The organism is Chitinophaga sp. SYP-B3965 (genome assembly GCF_009647655.1).
GTDB lineage: Bacteria > Bacteroidota > Bacteroidia > Chitinophagales > Chitinophagaceae > Chitinophaga.
In genome coordinates, this window is the sequence record NZ_WJFD01000008.1 from 149,619 (window position 1) to 166,918 (window position 17,300).

The 17,300-nt window shown below is 36.0% G+C and carries 12 protein-coding genes and 1 pseudogene; 6 read left to right on the top strand and 7 right to left on the bottom strand.

Annotated features, from left to right (window positions below):
* Window positions 1-40: 40 nt before the first annotated feature.
* A complete protein-coding gene (locus GFS24_RS28195) occupies window positions 41-1,273 on the bottom strand; it encodes a hypothetical protein (RefSeq protein ID WP_153665738.1) in 1,233 nt (410 codons plus the stop codon).
* Window positions 1,274-1,513: 240 nt separating this feature from the next.
* On the opposite strand from GFS24_RS28195, the gene GFS24_RS28200 reads away from it, so the two are divergent.
* Window positions 1,514-2,332: a hypothetical protein gene (locus GFS24_RS28200; protein WP_153665740.1), complete on the top strand. Its 819-nt coding sequence runs from the start codon at window positions 1,514-1,516 to the stop codon at window positions 2,330-2,332.
* Between the two features lie 53 nt (window positions 2,333-2,385).
* Here GFS24_RS28200 and GFS24_RS28205 read toward each other — a convergent pair whose 3' ends face one another.
* The 4 genes from GFS24_RS28205 to GFS24_RS28220 form a co-directional block, all read right to left on the bottom strand.
* Window positions 2,386-2,826, bottom strand: coding sequence for a hypothetical protein (locus GFS24_RS28205; protein ID WP_153665742.1), 441 nt, complete (start codon window positions 2,824-2,826; stop codon window positions 2,386-2,388).
* A gap of 34 nt (window positions 2,827-2,860) precedes the next feature.
* Window positions 2,861-3,871, bottom strand: coding sequence for a hypothetical protein (locus GFS24_RS28210; RefSeq protein ID WP_153665744.1), 1,011 nt, complete (start codon window positions 3,869-3,871; stop codon window positions 2,861-2,863).
* A 478-nt stretch (window positions 3,872-4,349) separates the two neighbouring features.
* Entirely contained in the window at window positions 4,350-6,749 is a 2,400-nt protein-coding gene (locus tag GFS24_RS28215; protein WP_153665746.1) for a hypothetical protein, read from the bottom strand.
* 43 nt (window positions 6,750-6,792) lie between these two features.
* On the bottom strand, window positions 6,793-10,056 hold the full coding sequence (locus GFS24_RS28220; RefSeq protein ID WP_153665748.1) for an SMEK domain-containing protein: 3,264 nt from the start codon (window positions 10,054-10,056) through the stop codon (window positions 6,793-6,795).
* A gap of 993 nt (window positions 10,057-11,049) precedes the next feature.
* Between GFS24_RS28220 and GFS24_RS28225 the strand changes: the two genes are divergently transcribed.
* From GFS24_RS28225 to GFS24_RS28240, 4 genes are all read left to right on the top strand, one after another.
* Complete coding sequence (locus GFS24_RS28225) at window positions 11,050-12,036, top strand: helix-turn-helix transcriptional regulator (RefSeq protein WP_153665750.1); 987 nt, start codon at window positions 11,050-11,052, stop codon at window positions 12,034-12,036.
* 246 nt (window positions 12,037-12,282) lie between these two features.
* Entirely contained in the window at window positions 12,283-12,741 is a 459-nt protein-coding gene (locus GFS24_RS28230) for a MauE/DoxX family redox-associated membrane protein (protein WP_253906621.1), read from the top strand.
* Between the two features lie 52 nt (window positions 12,742-12,793).
* Window positions 12,794-13,855, top strand: a complete 1,062-nt coding sequence (locus GFS24_RS28235) for a hypothetical protein (RefSeq protein WP_153665752.1) — start codon at window positions 12,794-12,796, stop codon at window positions 13,853-13,855.
* A 64-nt stretch (window positions 13,856-13,919) separates the two neighbouring features.
* A complete protein-coding gene (locus GFS24_RS28240; protein WP_153665753.1) occupies window positions 13,920-14,396 on the top strand; it encodes a hypothetical protein in 477 nt (158 codons plus the stop codon).
* Window positions 14,397-14,479: 83 nt separating this feature from the next.
* Here GFS24_RS28240 and GFS24_RS28245 read toward each other — a convergent pair whose 3' ends face one another.
* Together GFS24_RS28245 and GFS24_RS28250 are read right to left on the bottom strand one after the other, a co-directional pair.
* On the bottom strand, window positions 14,480-15,712 hold the full coding sequence (locus GFS24_RS28245; protein WP_173003229.1) for a TlpA disulfide reductase family protein: 1,233 nt from the start codon (window positions 15,710-15,712) through the stop codon (window positions 14,480-14,482).
* A gap of 117 nt (window positions 15,713-15,829) precedes the next feature.
* The gene (locus GFS24_RS28250; protein ID WP_153665757.1) at window positions 15,830-17,011 is read right to left on the bottom strand and encodes a TlpA disulfide reductase family protein; all 1,182 of its coding nucleotides are present in this window, start codon (window positions 17,009-17,011) and stop codon (window positions 15,830-15,832) included.
* Window positions 17,012-17,181: 170 nt separating this feature from the next.
* Here GFS24_RS28250 and GFS24_RS29545 point away from each other — a divergent pair.
* Window positions 17,182-17,300 (top strand): annotated as a pseudogene (locus GFS24_RS29545) (hypothetical protein); the annotation flags it as partial.

Below are 17,300 nucleotides of genomic sequence, written 5' to 3' on the forward strand. Positions count from 1 at the left end.
GTAGTAACACACTTTTGCCCTCAAATTATACCTGAAAAAGTTAAGCTATTTCGTCAATATCTGTCTCAGGTAGTTTTAACGCTGCAGGAGTTTTTAGCAAATACAATATTCCATTGATATCAATGCGAACTTCATCCGCACCTAGAACCCCTTTTACCACTAAATCAGATAGCTTGTCAATTATTTCAAGCTTTTCTTTTGCAATTTTTACTTTCAATTGCTCATTTTCGAGTACTACCTTTTCAAGAATTAAAGCATGAATTATTTCCACATCACAATCCGACGGTTTGTCCTTAAGCTCTTTTTCCAACAATTCAGTCTCTTTTTTGGTCTTTTCAATTTCAGCGTTTACCTTTTTTGTTTCAGCGTGAGACACCTCCCCACCTGTCAAAGCTTTTCCTACAGCCTCCTTAGCCGTCTCCAATACTGCTTTTACTTCCTCTTTTGCAAATAAGTTCTTTATATACAATCTTATTCTTCCAATTAAACTCCCAACCTTTATTTCCTCTATTGCAATTTTCACATTATCAATATTGGATAATGCGTTTATGATTAAATATAAAGATTGAATTAATATTGCTGCGTCATTTGTCCGATCCGAAATACCGAAGTCAATTGTCATTTCATAAGAGGTATCCCCCTCTTCGAATTGGTCGTTTTTATCATTCCACGTTAGCTTGAGAACTTCGTGGTTATGACAATATGCCCCAAAGTTCGTTTTGTAAACCGGAATTCCAGTTTCCCAAAAAGCATCACAGCCAAAATCTTTAGAAATCCCTTCCTCAGCGTACTCAAAAAGTGGAAAATATCTTTCAAATTGCTTTATAGAAATGAGGTTTAAATTAATTTTCTCTTCCTTAAGAAAATTCACATAATTCCCTTCCCATAGGAAAGGAAAGTTTTGACTAACGTTCCGAAAGTAGAAACTTTCATCTTTGATCTTATTCGAATTCTTTAATAAAATCGTAGAGAATTTAATATACCTATTAAAAGCCCAATAAATTGGACGGTCAGTAAAGCCCTTAAACTTGAATAAAACAAGAAAACAATATAAACAGTGGCTAATGTAAGAATATACAATAGCATTAGATTGTTCGCTGCTGGTAGTACTGAACTGTTGATATTCCAGGTCAAAATTCGCGAGGTTGTGATAGAACCCTTCTATTTCAAAATCATTTGAGGCATTGAGTCTATGCTTTTCAATTAGTTCGTAGAATTCTTCAAAAATATTACTTTCTCCTAGTTCTGAAACCGGTGCTTGTATTATTTGCATAGTTAATATTCAATTTTCTATTCAACATTTGGATTACGCTCAATACATATACATAATTAACCATGCAAATAATAAGCATAGTATCATCTTAATAAGATTCCAAAGCGCGTTGTAAGGGTGAAGGAGCTCACCTGAATTTTATCTATATTCGATGGATTACTGTTAGGAACTGTGCCAAGATCATTTTAGTTTGCAGTTAGGAAATTGGGATGCAAAAGTTTGATGAGTATTACCGTCTCAATGGAATTGATGCGTCATCTTGATAAAACGGACCCTTTCTTTAATGATTGTTATAAGGCATTAGCACTACAATATCATCATACGCAAAAAGATCCAAGTCGCCCAAACAACACTATAAGTTTTATTCCTCCACAGGATGAAATACTCTCTCATTTCTTTTTTGGTACTGCTTCTCCATTATACAACCATTTTCTTGAAGTTATTGCAACATTAGAAAGGATTGTTAAATATTTAGATGAAGACAATGTTGATCTAGAACTAAATAACTTAAATGCAATAAGTGACCAAATATTGCATGAGAAAACTGGAATCAAAGATAATTTTGAAGAGTTCATTAAGTCATACACCGGAGGAGTAGCTAATTGGTCTCATTTTAAGAAAGATAAAAAGGTAAAACCAGAGTTATTAAAGGATAAAAAATCTGGGAGGTTGTTGTCACTTTTCGCATTAGCAATGCTGAATAGAGCACATACTACACACGAACTTCCTTTTGATGTTGAAAAAATTGATGCAAAATTCGAAAAGCCATTGGAAGAGTTTCACTCATACTTTCAACCATTACTTATTCTGGTCCAAACACTTTTCACCAAAATACTCGATGGTGTTGTCGCTATGGCCGATGTTAAGAATCCGAAATGGAATACATATAATGATATTCAAATTTTGGCTGCTGCTTGCTATGCTACTTATAGAGATAGAAATAAGGATGTGAAAGTAGTTTTAGTAACCGATGACAATGGTATTCATACTGCATGTAAAGGCACCAATATGGAAAATAACGTTTGGAAGGTGAACCAATATTTGTCGTATATCTACTAATAGACAGTAGGTAAAAATGCATTTCGAAACTAAATCCTCTCTAAAAATCACCTTTAAATCACACCATTGATCAACTGCCGGACCAAATGAGCCATATGTTCCGCAAAAAACTGATTAATAATTGGAGTAGCTGCATGTTTTTCCTTGCTGGAGTAATGTTTAGTCCAAATAACGTCAAATTGGTGATTGTCCTGCAAGGCCTGAACTGCGTTTACCGTACCGCCTGAAGTCCGGGTGGCGCAAATGATAATCTGGCAGCCTCGAGCCAAAAAAATCTTTAGACTTTCAGGAAGCCGGCTACCAGGATCTCCTTGGCTTTCGATACCTATTTTTATATCCCCGATAGTGACAATCACCCGGTTATCCCCTCCAGTTATCAAAAACTCTACGATTGCGCCAGGAAAATGACTGGGAAGGACATCTATAACTGCGTTAACCGCGGTGGATTTACCGATGGAAGATCCGCCTGAAATTGCGATGACTGTATGTTTCATTCTATTTAGGTATTTGAGGGTCTCTTAATATAAACTATTTCTTTAACAAAAGCTTTTCAAACAAATTCGCCAACATCTGATTACTATTCTGACCAGCTTTCATTTTCTCCAATTCCACGGTACTTTCATCTTTCCTTAACACAAAGTTCCGTTCTGTTTTAATCAGCTCCGTTAAGCACAATGTAATCATTGCCTGATCCTCCTGATAAAGTGCCGTTTTTAAAGAAATCAATTTGAAATCAATATTCGTTTTCTCATTATTAAAATATTTAATCTCCTGTAAATTTGCCCTGTAAAGCTTCAGAAAGAAAAAGGCAAATATCTCAATAAATACCACCAGGGAGATCCGGGGAATATAATGAGAAAGCAGGCTCACGGTATCGCTGTATTTTACCTCATTTAAAAAAACTTCATAGGTTAAGCTAATAATCGCAATGGCAGTAGACAATGTTCCTATTACCAGGTTTAAGTTTGCGCTTCTCCTCAGCCTGCTTAACTCCTCATTGATCCTATAAGTCGCCTTGTCAAATTCACTGATCAAACTACTCAGCTTTGCATTTTTCTGTGCAATATCAGAAAATGTCTTTTCGATCTTGTCTTGGATATACGCTTGAGTGAATGTTTCTTCTATTACGTTTCCAACAATACTATCAAGATCCCTACCATCGTCCAATATCCCCGCCTTCTTCTTAAAGTTCAGAAACTCGTATCTTAAATTATAAAGTTGAAGATAAATTTCACTATTGCTTTTTTTACTACCAGAATTTATTGACCCAAATCCATTCTGGAGGTACTTTAAAATAAAAAAACCAACTCCTATTACTAATGGAACCCCTAAAATAATGGGTTGCATTTCTTTCCTGAAAGGATCCAAATTAATAAGAGTAATAACGCATAATAATAGCGAACCAGTAAATAAAATAGAAACTAATCTTTGCCGAAACTTCTTAAATTTATATTCTTTCTCAAGCCGCGATCTTGCCTCTGCTCTCAAACCCTTTATTTCATCTTCTAATCCATCATAAGAATTTTCATTAATATCCATTTCATTCTAAATTTAGTGTTTATAAATTCGCACTAAGGATATTCTACCTTTAGACTCAACCATATCGGAAGCTAAATTATCCGTTGATTTCTTTTCGAAACCAATACATATTTCAACAAGCTTCTGAAAAAAAACTAATGGATGTATATTCATTCCTTTCTCAGGGTTTGATTAAGTATGTAAACAGCTGTAAAAACCAAACAGTATAAATAGGGAATCCGCCCGCAGGAATGGTAATGTTGATCCCTCAGAGAGTATCTGTGTTTTAAGGAAAGCCTAAAACTCAAATGCATGAAAGTTATTACTGAGTAGGAAACCCGTGTTACCTGTAATAAAAAGTCCTCTTCATTATCATAAATACAAAATGGAAGATCGGGAACCGAAATATATATAAAAAAGAGGCAGTATCTCTGCAATACGGATTCTAATATGAAGAGCCTTTAAACTTAAAAAAGGGGGAATAAGGTAGATAAAAAACTCAGCCTTTCTTCCCATGCCGCCTGAAAGCAGCAATGAACTGGAATATGCAATAACCCGTAGCAATACGCCCAAAAAAGTCCAGGAATTTAGCAAATCCGTTCAACTTTTCTTTATCTACCATAAAATCAATCTTGTGCGTGATATCCAGGAAGGAAAAGAAGTTGCCTATAAAGTCGCCAGTGCCACTCCATTCAAAGGGCCTTCCCCAGTTAGCACTGATGAAGTACAATATATAAATAGAAAAAAGCACATAAAACGAAAAACACAGTGCTCGACGCCAGCTTTCTCCGTGGTTATTGGATTTTTTATTCAGCCAGAAGTTGAACAGGTCAAAGGCCTCTTCGCTCCACCATTTGCGAGGCAGTTTACCAGGCCTTTCATCATAGTATAGCGACAATAAGCGTTGCTGATTAGCCATAGCTTTAGCATGATACCAGGTTCCTTCAACAATATCGCCCTGGTTTTCAAATATTCTTTTCAACTGGTTATATATGGATATTTTCTGTTCGAAATAGACTTTATTAGGTAAAGAGGCTTCCAGTTCCTCATTGTATATGTCTATTTTCTCTCTGGGAAGTTGGGTGCCGCTAATAAATACCTCCAGCAACTTACTATCTCTATATTCGAAATGAAAACCTGTCAGATTGCTTCCGGTTATTTCCGTTTTGCCCAATGAGCTATTTACAATCCTAAAAAGTGGTTGGATATGCCCCTTTAAAATAGGATTATTCCTAAGGGCGTCAACTTCAAAATCATAATCATGCCTAAGCTTTTCCAACAATGCCCTTTTATCGGCATGAATATCTCGCATCTTAATTTTATTCTCTTCCTGATTATATTTTTTAATGCGTGGCTGCCACACGAAAGGTTTAGCGGCTACCTCTATATTGCGTAATATGAACTGCCCTTGTATCAATAATTCCTGCAATTGAATAATATACACTTTACTATTTATGATAGAAACGATCGTATCTTTTAATAATGATGTTTTATATAGTTGTAGATGATTGATGCTACAACTATCAATGTATAATTCAAATTTTACACCAGTTTCTATGACTAGCTGATGCAAGCTGCAATTAGTGATCTTCATAACAGATACAATAGCATTACGCAATGTTATGCTACAGAAATTATGCTCTATCACAATTGCGCCTACCTTTCCATTCTTGATCCGTATGTCCCCACTTAGGCTACCTTCATGAATTTCAAGCATCTCAATCTGACTGTCCCCCAAAATAGAAACCGGCCCTACTAAACTGTTTTTAGTAACATTAATACTATCGGCCTTACTACTGTTGAAACTAAGGGCGTCGCATTGGCTATTATTCTTTATGTAGACAAAATCAGCGCTGCTTTTATCTCCCACATGAATAGATTTACAATGGCTCCCACCATCAATCCAAATAAAACCACCCGCACTCTTTTTTTCGATATATATATACCGGCATCGGCTCCCTTTTTCAATCAAGATGCTTCCACTTTGGCTCTCTTTTTCTATCAGGACCTGTTTGCTTTGGCTGCCCTTTCCGACTAATATAAGTTTACACTTGCTATTTTGAGTCACCTCCACATCACCAAACTGGCTTTTTTCCTCAATACGGATATTCCCGCCTTCACTCTCATTACTGATCCGAATTCCAGCACATTTACTATTATGCTTAATTGAAATGTCTTCACATTTACTGTTGGCCAACACGCTAATCTTCTCAATACGCGATCCATTCTCCACATAGATACTTTCGATCTGACTATTCCTGAGCAATGAAATTTGTTCCATGCTGCTTTCGTCACTGATATAAATAGATCTACATTTACCATTTTGAATAACCAATACATCCCCACAACTACTGCTATTATCAACACGGATAGCCCCACATTTCCCATCAGTAATGATCTGAATATCCTTAGTCCTACTACTGTCAAAAACAATAATATTATTACAAGTGCCACCATGGCTCAACAGTATATTCTCATTCCAACTATCCTTCCCTATTTTTATATTTCCTATTTGGCTATTTGTCTCAATCCGAATACCTTTCTCTATATATGTATGAATAAATACCCATTCATTCGTAAATGTTTCAGATAGATTGAATCCTGGTAGGATACATTTCAGGAAAATAAATGTTGGACGAAAATCAGCCCCTCCATATCGCAAAAATTCCAAAAGTCTTTCATCCTGAGATAAACATTTGGTCTCTATTAATACGATATACAACTGGTCATCTTCAAAATTAACATCAGGAAACATTTCCTTATTGCTAATGTCTCTTCCTCTTTTACGATAAAACCATTCTCTCTGTATAAATGACAGCCTTTGTACTGCACTTATAAATTCGTCACTGGAAATTTCATATTTAGTTTCTGGTGGAGTGGGTATAGTAATGGAGCTCATTGGGGGTAGATATATGATTCTCTAATTTACATTCTTTTTAATATCATTCCAATACCTTAGCCAAAAGCGCCTTGATGCTCCTTTTCTCTCCAGCGTTCGACGTTTCGTTAAATTCATCTATGGTAGGTATTATCAAATGTTCATAATCCCGCTTCTTACCTATAAGGTGAAGGATGAATAATTTGTCATTAGGAGCAAGTGTAGATTCATTCAACATATCTTTATACTTCTTCTCCATAAATCGCCTGTTTACAAAATAACTCCATTGAGTATTAAAATCCTGGCGTTTGAGCCAACTCAAAATGACAGGCCTGGCAGGGTTCCTATCGTCTACCACATAGTTTAAAGCGTAGTTAATCACATGAACGGCATTTAACATTACGGTGTCTCGATGCATGTTATCATAATACTTTATAAATAACAGAAAATCCTCCATACTTGAAACAGATACCTTCAAACTCCATTTACTAAGGGCTCTAATGGCAATTGAGAGCACCCTTTGGACAGCAGCTGCCTCCTCTCCAAAGTAAGGAACCAGCCCCTCATGATCAAAAGGATAATCTAGTATTTTTAAGGCTTTTTTATCATCTACAAAGCCAAATTTAGTTTCATCGCCTTCGATGGCATGCACGCTTACGGATCCAAAGCGCATAAGCATGCGCCTATGCAGGCCACTGGATTGAAGTAACACTTCTGCCTCATAGACCCTCTCAATATGAGCGATATCAATTTCAGGAAATGTTTCCTTTACACGACTAAGGTACCTTTTGGTAAATGCCGGTTCAATAACTTCCGTTGTTTTCACATGATCAAAGATCAGATCCATTCTCATCTGTTTACATTCCAATTGTCTCACAAACAGGATCCTATTTTCAATTAAAAGCTCTTCCTGGTCTTTCTTCGATCCGTGTTTACTCAATTCCCGTCTGGTAATTCCGATCCTATACTGAAAAGGCAACTTTCCCTCGTAGTTCTCAATGAACGTTTTTGAATTAAGGTATTTTAACATTTCCTCTCTGAAAGCGCTGGTTGTGAATATCTCTGCGGACCATGTTTCACTATGATTAAAAAGATGCCACTTCAGCTCTTCATTCTTTGACCGCAATATTTTCAATAACTCGTTTTTAACAGCCGGTATATAAGAGTGGCTTAATAAAAGAAAGAAGCCAGCCTCTATAACGCCGCCAGGTGTTCCCTTTTTCTTAATGACTGTTATATATTTTTCAAACAGGTAATACTGAAACTGCTCCATATTGAGCAATCCCCAGAAGACACCACCGAAAGATCCATTTGGCGGATCATCTGCATCCTTGATCATTATGTCAAAAGCAGTGTCCATGATCTCTTCAACCAGGCTGAACTCTACTTCCACATCATTTGCCAACACCTGCATGACTACTAAAAGCGGGCGAGATAGCGCTGGGAAAATGTCTTTAACATTCAATATATCCTTAATGAACCTGGATGCAGTTTGCCTGCTGATCCTTGTATTATCATTTAACCGGAAAATAGAAGCCGCTAATGTGATCACCTCCCGCCAATTGGCGTCATATACATAGATATCCAGGTTTTCTTTAAAAGCGCCTTCCTTCCACCTGGCCACAAACTCTATGGCTGCGAAATATTCCTGGAAGGTTTGATGCACGAAACCGAACATGGCTTCCCCCTGTTCATTTCTTCCCTTTTCAAAAAGGAAACCCGCATCTTCCCGGAGAAATTCAATAATGTCCCTTACATCGCTTTTCTCCTCTTTAGTGCTTAATTTTGGGTTGATCTTTCTATACTCCTCCAACAATAATCCCTTCAACTCGCTTTCTGAGATAAGGCCAGTGGTATAGTTCTGATGAATATGAAAAGAAATGGGAGATAACATCTCTATCAGCATTTCCTTATCGAAATTAGCCGGTTTACTTGGCTCCCGCTGTCTTACCCAGTTTTCCAGGAAAGTAGAGGTAGCTACTTCATACAGGGCAACTCTTTTCTCCGGTAGGGTATTTCCCTGATAGTGAATTAAGGCGATGATCGTTAATAGCAATGGGCTACCAGCCAATTCATACACAGATTTATTTCTAGAGATGGCCCTCAATAGATCATCTGTATTATTATGATCACCTTTATCCCCCATAATTGCGGCAAACCAGTTACTGACAAACTGCTGGATCTGTTCATGTCCAAACCGCCCTACCTGTAAATGATGAAAATGCGCATTCAACTGCACTTCCTTGTATCCCACTATCCGGGAGGATACAATGATCTTTATCTCCGGATACTGGGCTATGAAAGCATTGATCCTTTCCACTACATCATGTCGCAGTTTGATCCTGTTGATCTCGTCTATACCATCTATCAAAACGATCAGCTGGCTTTTCTCCAGTTTCTCTGCAAACAGGTGTTCATATTTTCTGTCCAGTTGATCAATGATGAATTCTGCAAGGCTCTTGTAGCTAGCCGCCAGGTATTTGGCATACTCACTGCCCTTGATCAATACTGGTAATAGTTCTGCATACTGCAGCTTCTTTGTTCTATTAGTGCATATATCATAAGCCAGGTACTTTAATATGGTGGATTTCCCGGAGCCTGGATCTCCTAAGATCACCAGCCTGTTTAATTCAGCCAGGGCCTCTTCTATTCCAAACACTTTTTCCGTTACATGGGTCACAAAAGCATTGTTCTCCATTTTCAGCTCCAGTGGAACATAGATATCCTCCAGGGTGATCTTCACCAGGGTATTATTGATCTTGGGAGAAAACCCTTTTATATCCAGGAATTGATAGCGATTGTGAATGTATTGATCGTAGCTTTCAAGGCCCTTGCAATATAACTGCCATTTGTCCATAGCGGCAGTATCAGCGAATTGCCCTTCGAGGATTTGCATTACCCGGTCTATTGTATCCGGGTTGTTCTTTGCGTTTAAGGCCCGGTAGAGATCTGTTCTGTCCAGTATCTTCCAGGCGCTGCGTTTTGCCTTTGGGGGTTTATCAGTTATTATAAAGAGGTATAAATTGTTGAACCCTTCATCAGTAAATTTGTGGATAGCGGCATCCTGTTTCTCTCGTCTGGTGGTTGAAGTCACCTGCACAGCTACGCCTGCCGCCTTATCTCGCAGATCTATGGCCGGGTAGTTTTTACCTTCTGTGTAGTTAACATTCTCCAGGTTCCAGCCATACACTTCATTCAGTACTTTGATGAGGATGTTCTCCGCATGCAGGTTAATACTGAACTCTCCGTTTGCATTTAGGATCTTAACCTGTTCTCTAAACCTGGAAAGTAATTGTGAGATGCGGAATAACTTCTGAGCCTGGTTCATAATTGTTCGAAAATGTTCTTTACGTTGATAGCGCTCAAACCGGCGCCGCGGCTTTTCTTAAGGAATCCAAGTGTGAATGAGGTTAAATGTGATGTTATAGTGGGAACATATTAGCCGGCAGGCCAGTCGGTACGGGTATGTTCATAGGAACATAGTGTATCAGCAATGGGATGGCTTTTTCAATAAGCAGGTTTAAATAATACATTAATAAAATAATCATTTAATCTTGTCATTGGGATTTACTGGTTATGTTTCCCGGAGATCGGAAAACGTATTGTTTTAGTTAGTGTAAAAACATAAATAGTTTATACTTCCAATAAGACTACGTAAAGTATGGGGTAGGGTGAATTATGAGTGGAGGAATTTTGAAAAACTCATTACGTTAACGAATGATTAATAATTAAAAGGCGAACAAACATGCCTGTGCGTTTTTGTCAATTAGCTTAAAAGTCTTGTATCCTGCTGCCGTGCCTCTCTGTTCATCCTGTATATTAGCTCTCCTAACTTAAATACTCAACTTAAATTAACAATTTAAATGAGCCACTGCGGCCCAATTACATTGAAAACTTCGCAATTTGCAATTAACACAGCTTAAAGACACGATCTACCATGAATCCTTATTGTTTTAAAATCCATTTAGCAAGAAAAAGGAGAGTTCAATAATCACATTATTCATTTTTTGCATGTAATTCTATTGCTCCTTGACCGGTATTAATTACATCAGATAAGCTTAAGACACGCTTTAATTAACTTAAGGCGGCTAAAAATTACAGCCAGATATTAACCATTACCACAAAATTGAATACGATCATGCCATTCCAATTGCGTAAACAGTTCTGTCCTGATGCTATTCCACTTATTGGTTCGGGAGAACGTATCCTATACATAAAGCATCTGTGATTGCAGACTTGCTAATTATAGGATACCGATAATTTTATTTTACACGGCAAATCATACAACCCCATTGTTAATACCATTAACCTTGTGCTGCCAATGAACATATTAATTGAGAATCCGGAACTGCAGAATATATCCATTCTACCAGGCGTAATTCCATCTATGAAAGAATATGAGATATCAGTTGCCAGCGCAACCACCATCAAAGGGAATTTTGGCGATATTCTTACACAGCAGGTGACGTTTGATAACTTTATTGTTTTATACCATGTTCTGCATATCACGCAAACCTTGAAATTCAGGATAGTAGATAGCACCAAATGTATTCCTTTCCTGTTTGGCATAAAGGGTACTATTTGCCAGAATTTGAAACCCAGTGAAGAACCTTGCCTGTTTGAAGGGCAATGCAAACTATTATCTGTGGCGGCACTATTATCAGAAAAGGCACTGCCGCCCGGGGAATATCATCTGTTTCAATTAAACGTGGCCCGCGAGTATTTATCCGATTTAAAGAGCTCTTATCCGCATGTACTGAATGATCGCTTCATTAATGAAGTGGGGGATCCTGGATGTACCCATATCTATACTACGATAACGCCTTTACGAGCTTTACTCCGAATACGATCTATTATGGATTGTAAAGATGCGGGAGCTGCCGGACGGTCTCAAATCATATATAGCGCCAATCAAATACTGATATATATAATGGAAGAATTGGCTACCAGAAAAATCAATGGCTTCTCGCTGAGTAATAAAGACAAGCAGACCCTAATAGGTATCAAGGCTTATATTATCAATAATCTTGGTCAGAAGATGACAATCTCCGCTCTCGGTAAAAAATTCGGAATAGCTGATACTAATCTGAAAATTAATTTCAAGACAATGTTTCATACCACCATCCACAATTTTGTGATTGGCAGTAAGATGGAACTGGCGAAGTTATTACTGGAAGAAGGAGAAGATGTGAACCAGGTGGCATGCAAAGTAGGTTATCTTGAAACAACTAATTTCATCAGAGCATTTAAAAAATTGACAGGGATGACACCAGCCAATTATAGATCTGGCTTAGCGCACCGGAATTGATCATTAATTTTTGTCGGAAATGATTACATCCGATTGAAAGAGTTGATTGATATTTGAAGTATATAAGGGCCTTATGCTTTTAGAGCCTAGACAACAAGATAAGGCAACACAGATTAATTCCAGAACACAGATTAAGTAACCATTTCTTGATACGAAATTCATCTAATATTCTTATTCCACTAATGAACCCATATTTACTTTCTTCTATTTATCAAACTAATCTTTAACCCATAATCGTGGTTTGCAATGAAAATGTCGAAAATTATCATTGAGTTAATTGTAGCCTTACTCATTGTATTATGGATATATACCGGGTTGAATAAAATGTTGGATTATGCCACTTTTAAAACCCAGTTGGGAAGGTCACCATTTATTCAGCCATTGGCAGGATTTATTGCTATTACTCTTCCTACTGGTGAACTGCTTCTTTCTGGCTTATTAATCTTTAAGAAAACACGAAAGCTGGCCCTCTACTTATCCTTTGGGTTGATGCTACTATTCACCGGGTATATATGGATAATGCTAAATTATGCATATGATCTACCTTGTAGCTGCGGGGGGGTACTTGCAAAATTATCCTGGAACGACCACCTAATATTTAATAGTGGGTTTACAATATTATCATTACTAGGGATTATTCTTATAGAGAAACTTCCTAAATCTTCCGTAACGATAAACACATTAAAAACAAATCCTCAATCCTAGTGGTTTTCATTCTTCCTATATGCATAGGAGAACAATGCACAACTAATTGAATATGAGAAAAATAGTCACTTATAGGATTATTGCTATAGTAATCATTGTCGCTGCTTTGTTAGGCATTCTAATGACTACAACAAAAATGCCCAATGAAGAAAAAAATGGCTTTACAAGAAACTTTCTAACGGAAGAGCTATCAGTTATGCAACACGCCCTGATTGATCCATCACTCAATAAGATAAGCGGCGTTTCAGAAAAAACAATTTTTCTTGCTGGTGGAACTCCTAACGCTATACTAATGCTAAATAAAAACCTACTGCCTAGCGATACACTTATTGTTAACCTAAATATTCCAGCTGATAAAATAGTGCCATTCTCAGTTACAATTGACTCGCCTTGGCTTTATATACATATTAATAATCTAAGAAGTATTATTCATGGAAAATTTCCAAATCAAACGCTTACTAAAACTGAAATAGAAGGATCTATATTTCTCAAATCGATACAAATATCACCAAGCTCGTGTATTATAAAAACTGTCAGCACCTCAATGAATAGTCAAATACTCAGAAAAGTCAATATTGAAACAGGTGAAACAATTAAAGAGATCGAGATTGGCAATAACTCCGGCCTTTCAAAGGATTGGCTTTCTTCTGATGGAATGTTGGAATACAATAAATCCAATTCGAAACTAATATATGTAGAATACTTGAGAAATAAATTCTATTGCCTGGATAGCAATCTAAATGTATTATATAATAGCAATACTATAGATACTGTATCTGTGAATGAAATCAAAATGACAAAAGAAGTAGAAAGAGGAGGCAAGCTAAAAATGGTTCCATCAGGGGCAAGAAAAATAGTAAATAAATATTGCTTTTTAGACAATAAGAATCTATATGTTATATCTGGTCTTCGTGCAGATAATGAAAGCTTAAAGAAATTTAATACTAACACCGTAGTCGACTCATACAACATTTCTAATGGGAAATATAGAGGAAGCTTTTACATGAAAAAATATGAAAATAACGGAATTCAATCTGCCTTATTAAACAACGATACTTTAATTACATTGTCTGGGACAAACATAATTACTTATCATTTGGAGAATAAGCTCTAATATAATAGTCATATTCTGAAAAATATTGTAGCGCTGCAAAGGGAAAATCCATCCCCTATATAAGATGGAAATTATTAAAAATATAAAACAAATAACTATGAACCGTTTAAAATTTGGATTTGCATCCATTATTGCAATCTTAGCTGTAACAATAACAATCGCTGCTCAAGCAGGAGCCTTTGAGACAAAAAAATTGCCTCCTCTTCCAGACTGTTATCTTCCAAGTATAAGTTATGACAGTAATGCTGATTGCGTTGCTGATAGAAGTGTAGACCTTCCTGATGCATGTAGTTCAACAGATGCTTTACAAGCTCCTGGTAAAAAAATATTCAGTGGGCTTTCTACGAATCCAACAAATGTAATTGACCAAGATGAATTTGCAAGCGAATGTAATGGAGCACAAAATTTTGTTTGCTGTGTATTTGTAATAGAAGATACAAGCACTCCATGCGCCGGTCAACAACTAATTGATTTGGAAGGACTTGGAACTGCTAAAAGATGGATAGTAAGCAGTGTAGCATGCAAACAAGTACAAGATTAATAATCAAAATGACGTAAAACCAATCTGCTTAATATATTGGTATTAAGCAGATTGGTTTTCATATTTAAAATAAACCATGTACATCAATATGTTTCCTTTATTAATTTATTAATCAGGGGACTAAAATCTCCTTCACTTAAAATATCGTTTAATAAAACTAACTTACCTTTTTTATTAAAAAGCAATAATTGAGGAACTCCCCAAAATTTATATTTTTGCCATATTAATGCCCCTAAAGTATTTTTCTGGCCAACCTTACCGATTAACGCAACTGGCCAGTCAGCACCTATCCTATTAATAATATCTTTAACGTCAGATGTTGCACTTTCATCATTTAAACAAGCTGAAACAACGACAAAACCACGATCCTTATATTTATCATATATCTTTCTAATCGCAGGCATCCTACCAATACATCCTGTACACCAAGTTGCCCAAAAATCAACTAAAACGACCTTTCCTCTCATTTTCTGGAAGTCAATCTCTTCACCATTTACTGCATTATGCTTAAATTGAAATGTGTCTCGCTCCGACATAAGTGAAAATATACTTCTTTGCGACTTTGTCCATCTTTGAATACTAATGTTAGGATAATTCTCAAGAGAATCAAAAAATAGTTCCATATCAATTTCATTCAATCCAAACGCTCTATAATTCGACAATAAGATTGTTATTGCCTCCCTCAATTTTATATAAGCCATGTAGGATTCAGGATTGGAATCAATTTCATAGTCCAATATCTCTTTGGCAGCAGGTATAAATAACTTCTTAAATTGTGTAAAGTCCAATTTCCCGTTTCTGCCATATTCCTTATTAAAAGAAAATCGTAAAAATATACTAACCGAATAAGCTAATAAACTTTTATATGTTCCTATTTCACCTTTTTCTTTGAAGTAAATTTTACATTCCTGTAGCATTTTATATTGCAATCTCTCCCATTTCCTTAGTTCACTCCAGTCTATTGGAACTGAATATTGACTAACCGAAGTATTTCTACTTAACAGAACCCTCATTCCTTCCTCAATATCTATCCAATAGTGATTGAAATAGATACCAAATCTTAATGTATTGACTAGCCACTCATACCTTTTTGGATCCTTAGGATATTTATCCCATAATCTTGATCCTTCCATTCTATATTTATTATACATTCTTTCAAGGAAAATATTCCTAAACAGCAATGAATCTTTCTTCAAATATGAATAAATATCTTTTTCCCTATCAAGATATAAGATAGTATCCAAGTTCTTAAAATCATGATCTGCTTTCTTTTGATCGCTATTACTAAGCTGAGCTACTGCTTGCAAAGGGATCATGCTTAATAATACTAATATAAGCTTGATACCAAACTGAAAGTACGGTTTATTGTTCGTATAGGTCCTTATACATTTCACCTCCTTCATTTCCTTATTACTTTATTTTTATCATACTGATCAATTAGTTAATCTTTTATTCATTGTTAAACTATCAATTGCCTTATATAATTCATCTCCCCGCAGATTTTGCCTTTTTCTGCTAGAAGAAATAATGTATCGAGGCCCTGAAATGCTTCCTCGTCTATTATAATCAATTCCTATTATTACCCCATCACCATTTACAAGAATATGCGCTGGAATTGAAAGAATGTCAAAGATTTCTTTCGATATCTTATTTTGTTCCAGGCCATTTGTCCATGGCATATCTTCTTCTATTATAGCATTTGTCCATGATTTATAATTTTCATCTATTGATATGCTGAGAATATTGAACCCTTTAGAGCCAAATTCCTTGTAAACTTTCTTAAGATTAGGTATTTCTTTTCTACAAGGAATACACCATGAGGCCCAAAAATCTATCAGTGTAAATTTAGATTTTCGTATAATCTGCCAAGCAGATTGCGATTTTCCATCCGTCATTTTTATCAAAAAATCTGGAAGTACTTTTCCAATTTCAATAGATTCACTCGCTCTTCTAGTTATTATATGCTTTTTGAGTTCAATTCCGTAATAACTATTTTTAAGGGGGGCAGGCATTTTATCATATGCCGTCTGCTTTGTATCTAAGTCGAGCCTTGAATTCTTCAAAATAAATAATGGAACTATATAAGAAGATGGATTCTTTTCTAGTTTTTTAAGGAAAAGCCCGTTATAATTTCCTTTTATTTCGGCTACTTTATTACTATCATTCTTGTTTGCTTCTATTTCTATATTAGTTTCCTTTATAAGATTTGAAACAGTTTGCAGAAAAATATCATGCTCTTGAGTAGGAAGAGATCCTTTAATATTAACCTCTGGCCAGTCCTTTAAATCACCATTAAGGATGATTGTTGAGTTATCAAGTAACAACCTTACCCAAGACATTCTTTTGTCTCTTAACTTTAAAATGGCAGTATCCATTTTCACATAATGCAGCTCTCCTTCTAATGATAATTCTCCTATAAATGAAAATTGTTGATTTTTGCTTTTAGTTCTGGCTAACGTATCAGCAGTACCATTTTCATTGTTTGTTATAAGATAAAACAACACCCCATCAGGCAGGTTCTTTATTTGCCCATTTATCTGATACCCATGCCTGTCTTGTGCGGAAACATCATAAGTTGCAATAATTAATACGATAACACATACTAATATTCTCATTTATATAATTATTTTCTATGGTTTAAATCAATAAAAAATAACACAAAGATTCTTATAATTTAAGTCCATGTGCTAAATCCCACTTATAAGAGTAGATATCATCGAAAAAGGGTTAAGAAAACTAAAAATTTAAACAATGCTAAAACTTTAATAGCTATCGTACAAAACGATCATCAGTTAAGGAAACGTATGATCGCATTCTAACTGATTTGCTTTTAGCAATAGAGTTATTACCATCGACGGCAGCACTTCCGTCTCGTGGCGCTAAAGTAAGCGCTTTTGCATTGCT

Bases quoted from the DNA above. Each gene is read 5' to 3' on its own strand.
- GFS24_RS28195 (WP_153665738.1), bottom strand. From the start codon at position 1,273: ATGCAAATAATACAAGCACCGGTTTCAGAACTAGGAGAAAGTAATATT.
- GFS24_RS28200 (WP_153665740.1), top strand. From the start codon at position 1,514: ATGGAATTGATGCGTCATCTTGATAAAACGGACCCTTTCTTTAATGAT.
- GFS24_RS28205 (WP_153665742.1), bottom strand. From the start codon at position 2,826: ATGAAACATACAGTCATCGCAATTTCAGGCGGATCTTCCATCGGTAAA.
- GFS24_RS28210 (WP_153665744.1), bottom strand. From the start codon at position 3,871: ATGGATATTAATGAAAATTCTTATGATGGATTAGAAGATGAAATAAAG.
- GFS24_RS28215 (WP_153665746.1), bottom strand. From the start codon at position 6,749: ATGAGCTCCATTACTATACCCACTCCACCAGAAACTAAATATGAAATT.
- GFS24_RS28220 (WP_153665748.1), bottom strand. From the start codon at position 10,056: ATGAACCAGGCTCAGAAGTTATTCCGCATCTCACAATTACTTTCCAGG.
- GFS24_RS28225 (WP_153665750.1), top strand. From the start codon at position 11,050: ATGAACATATTAATTGAGAATCCGGAACTGCAGAATATATCCATTCTA.
- GFS24_RS28230 (WP_253906621.1), top strand. From the start codon at position 12,283: ATGAAAATGTCGAAAATTATCATTGAGTTAATTGTAGCCTTACTCATT.
- GFS24_RS28235 (WP_153665752.1), top strand. From the start codon at position 12,794: ATGAGAAAAATAGTCACTTATAGGATTATTGCTATAGTAATCATTGTC.
- GFS24_RS28240 (WP_153665753.1), top strand. From the start codon at position 13,920: ATGGAAATTATTAAAAATATAAAACAAATAACTATGAACCGTTTAAAA.
- GFS24_RS28245 (WP_173003229.1), bottom strand. From the start codon at position 15,712: ATGATCCCTTTGCAAGCAGTAGCTCAGCTTAGTAATAGCGATCAAAAG.
- GFS24_RS28250 (WP_153665757.1), bottom strand. From the start codon at position 17,011: ATGAGAATATTAGTATGTGTTATCGTATTAATTATTGCAACTTATGAT.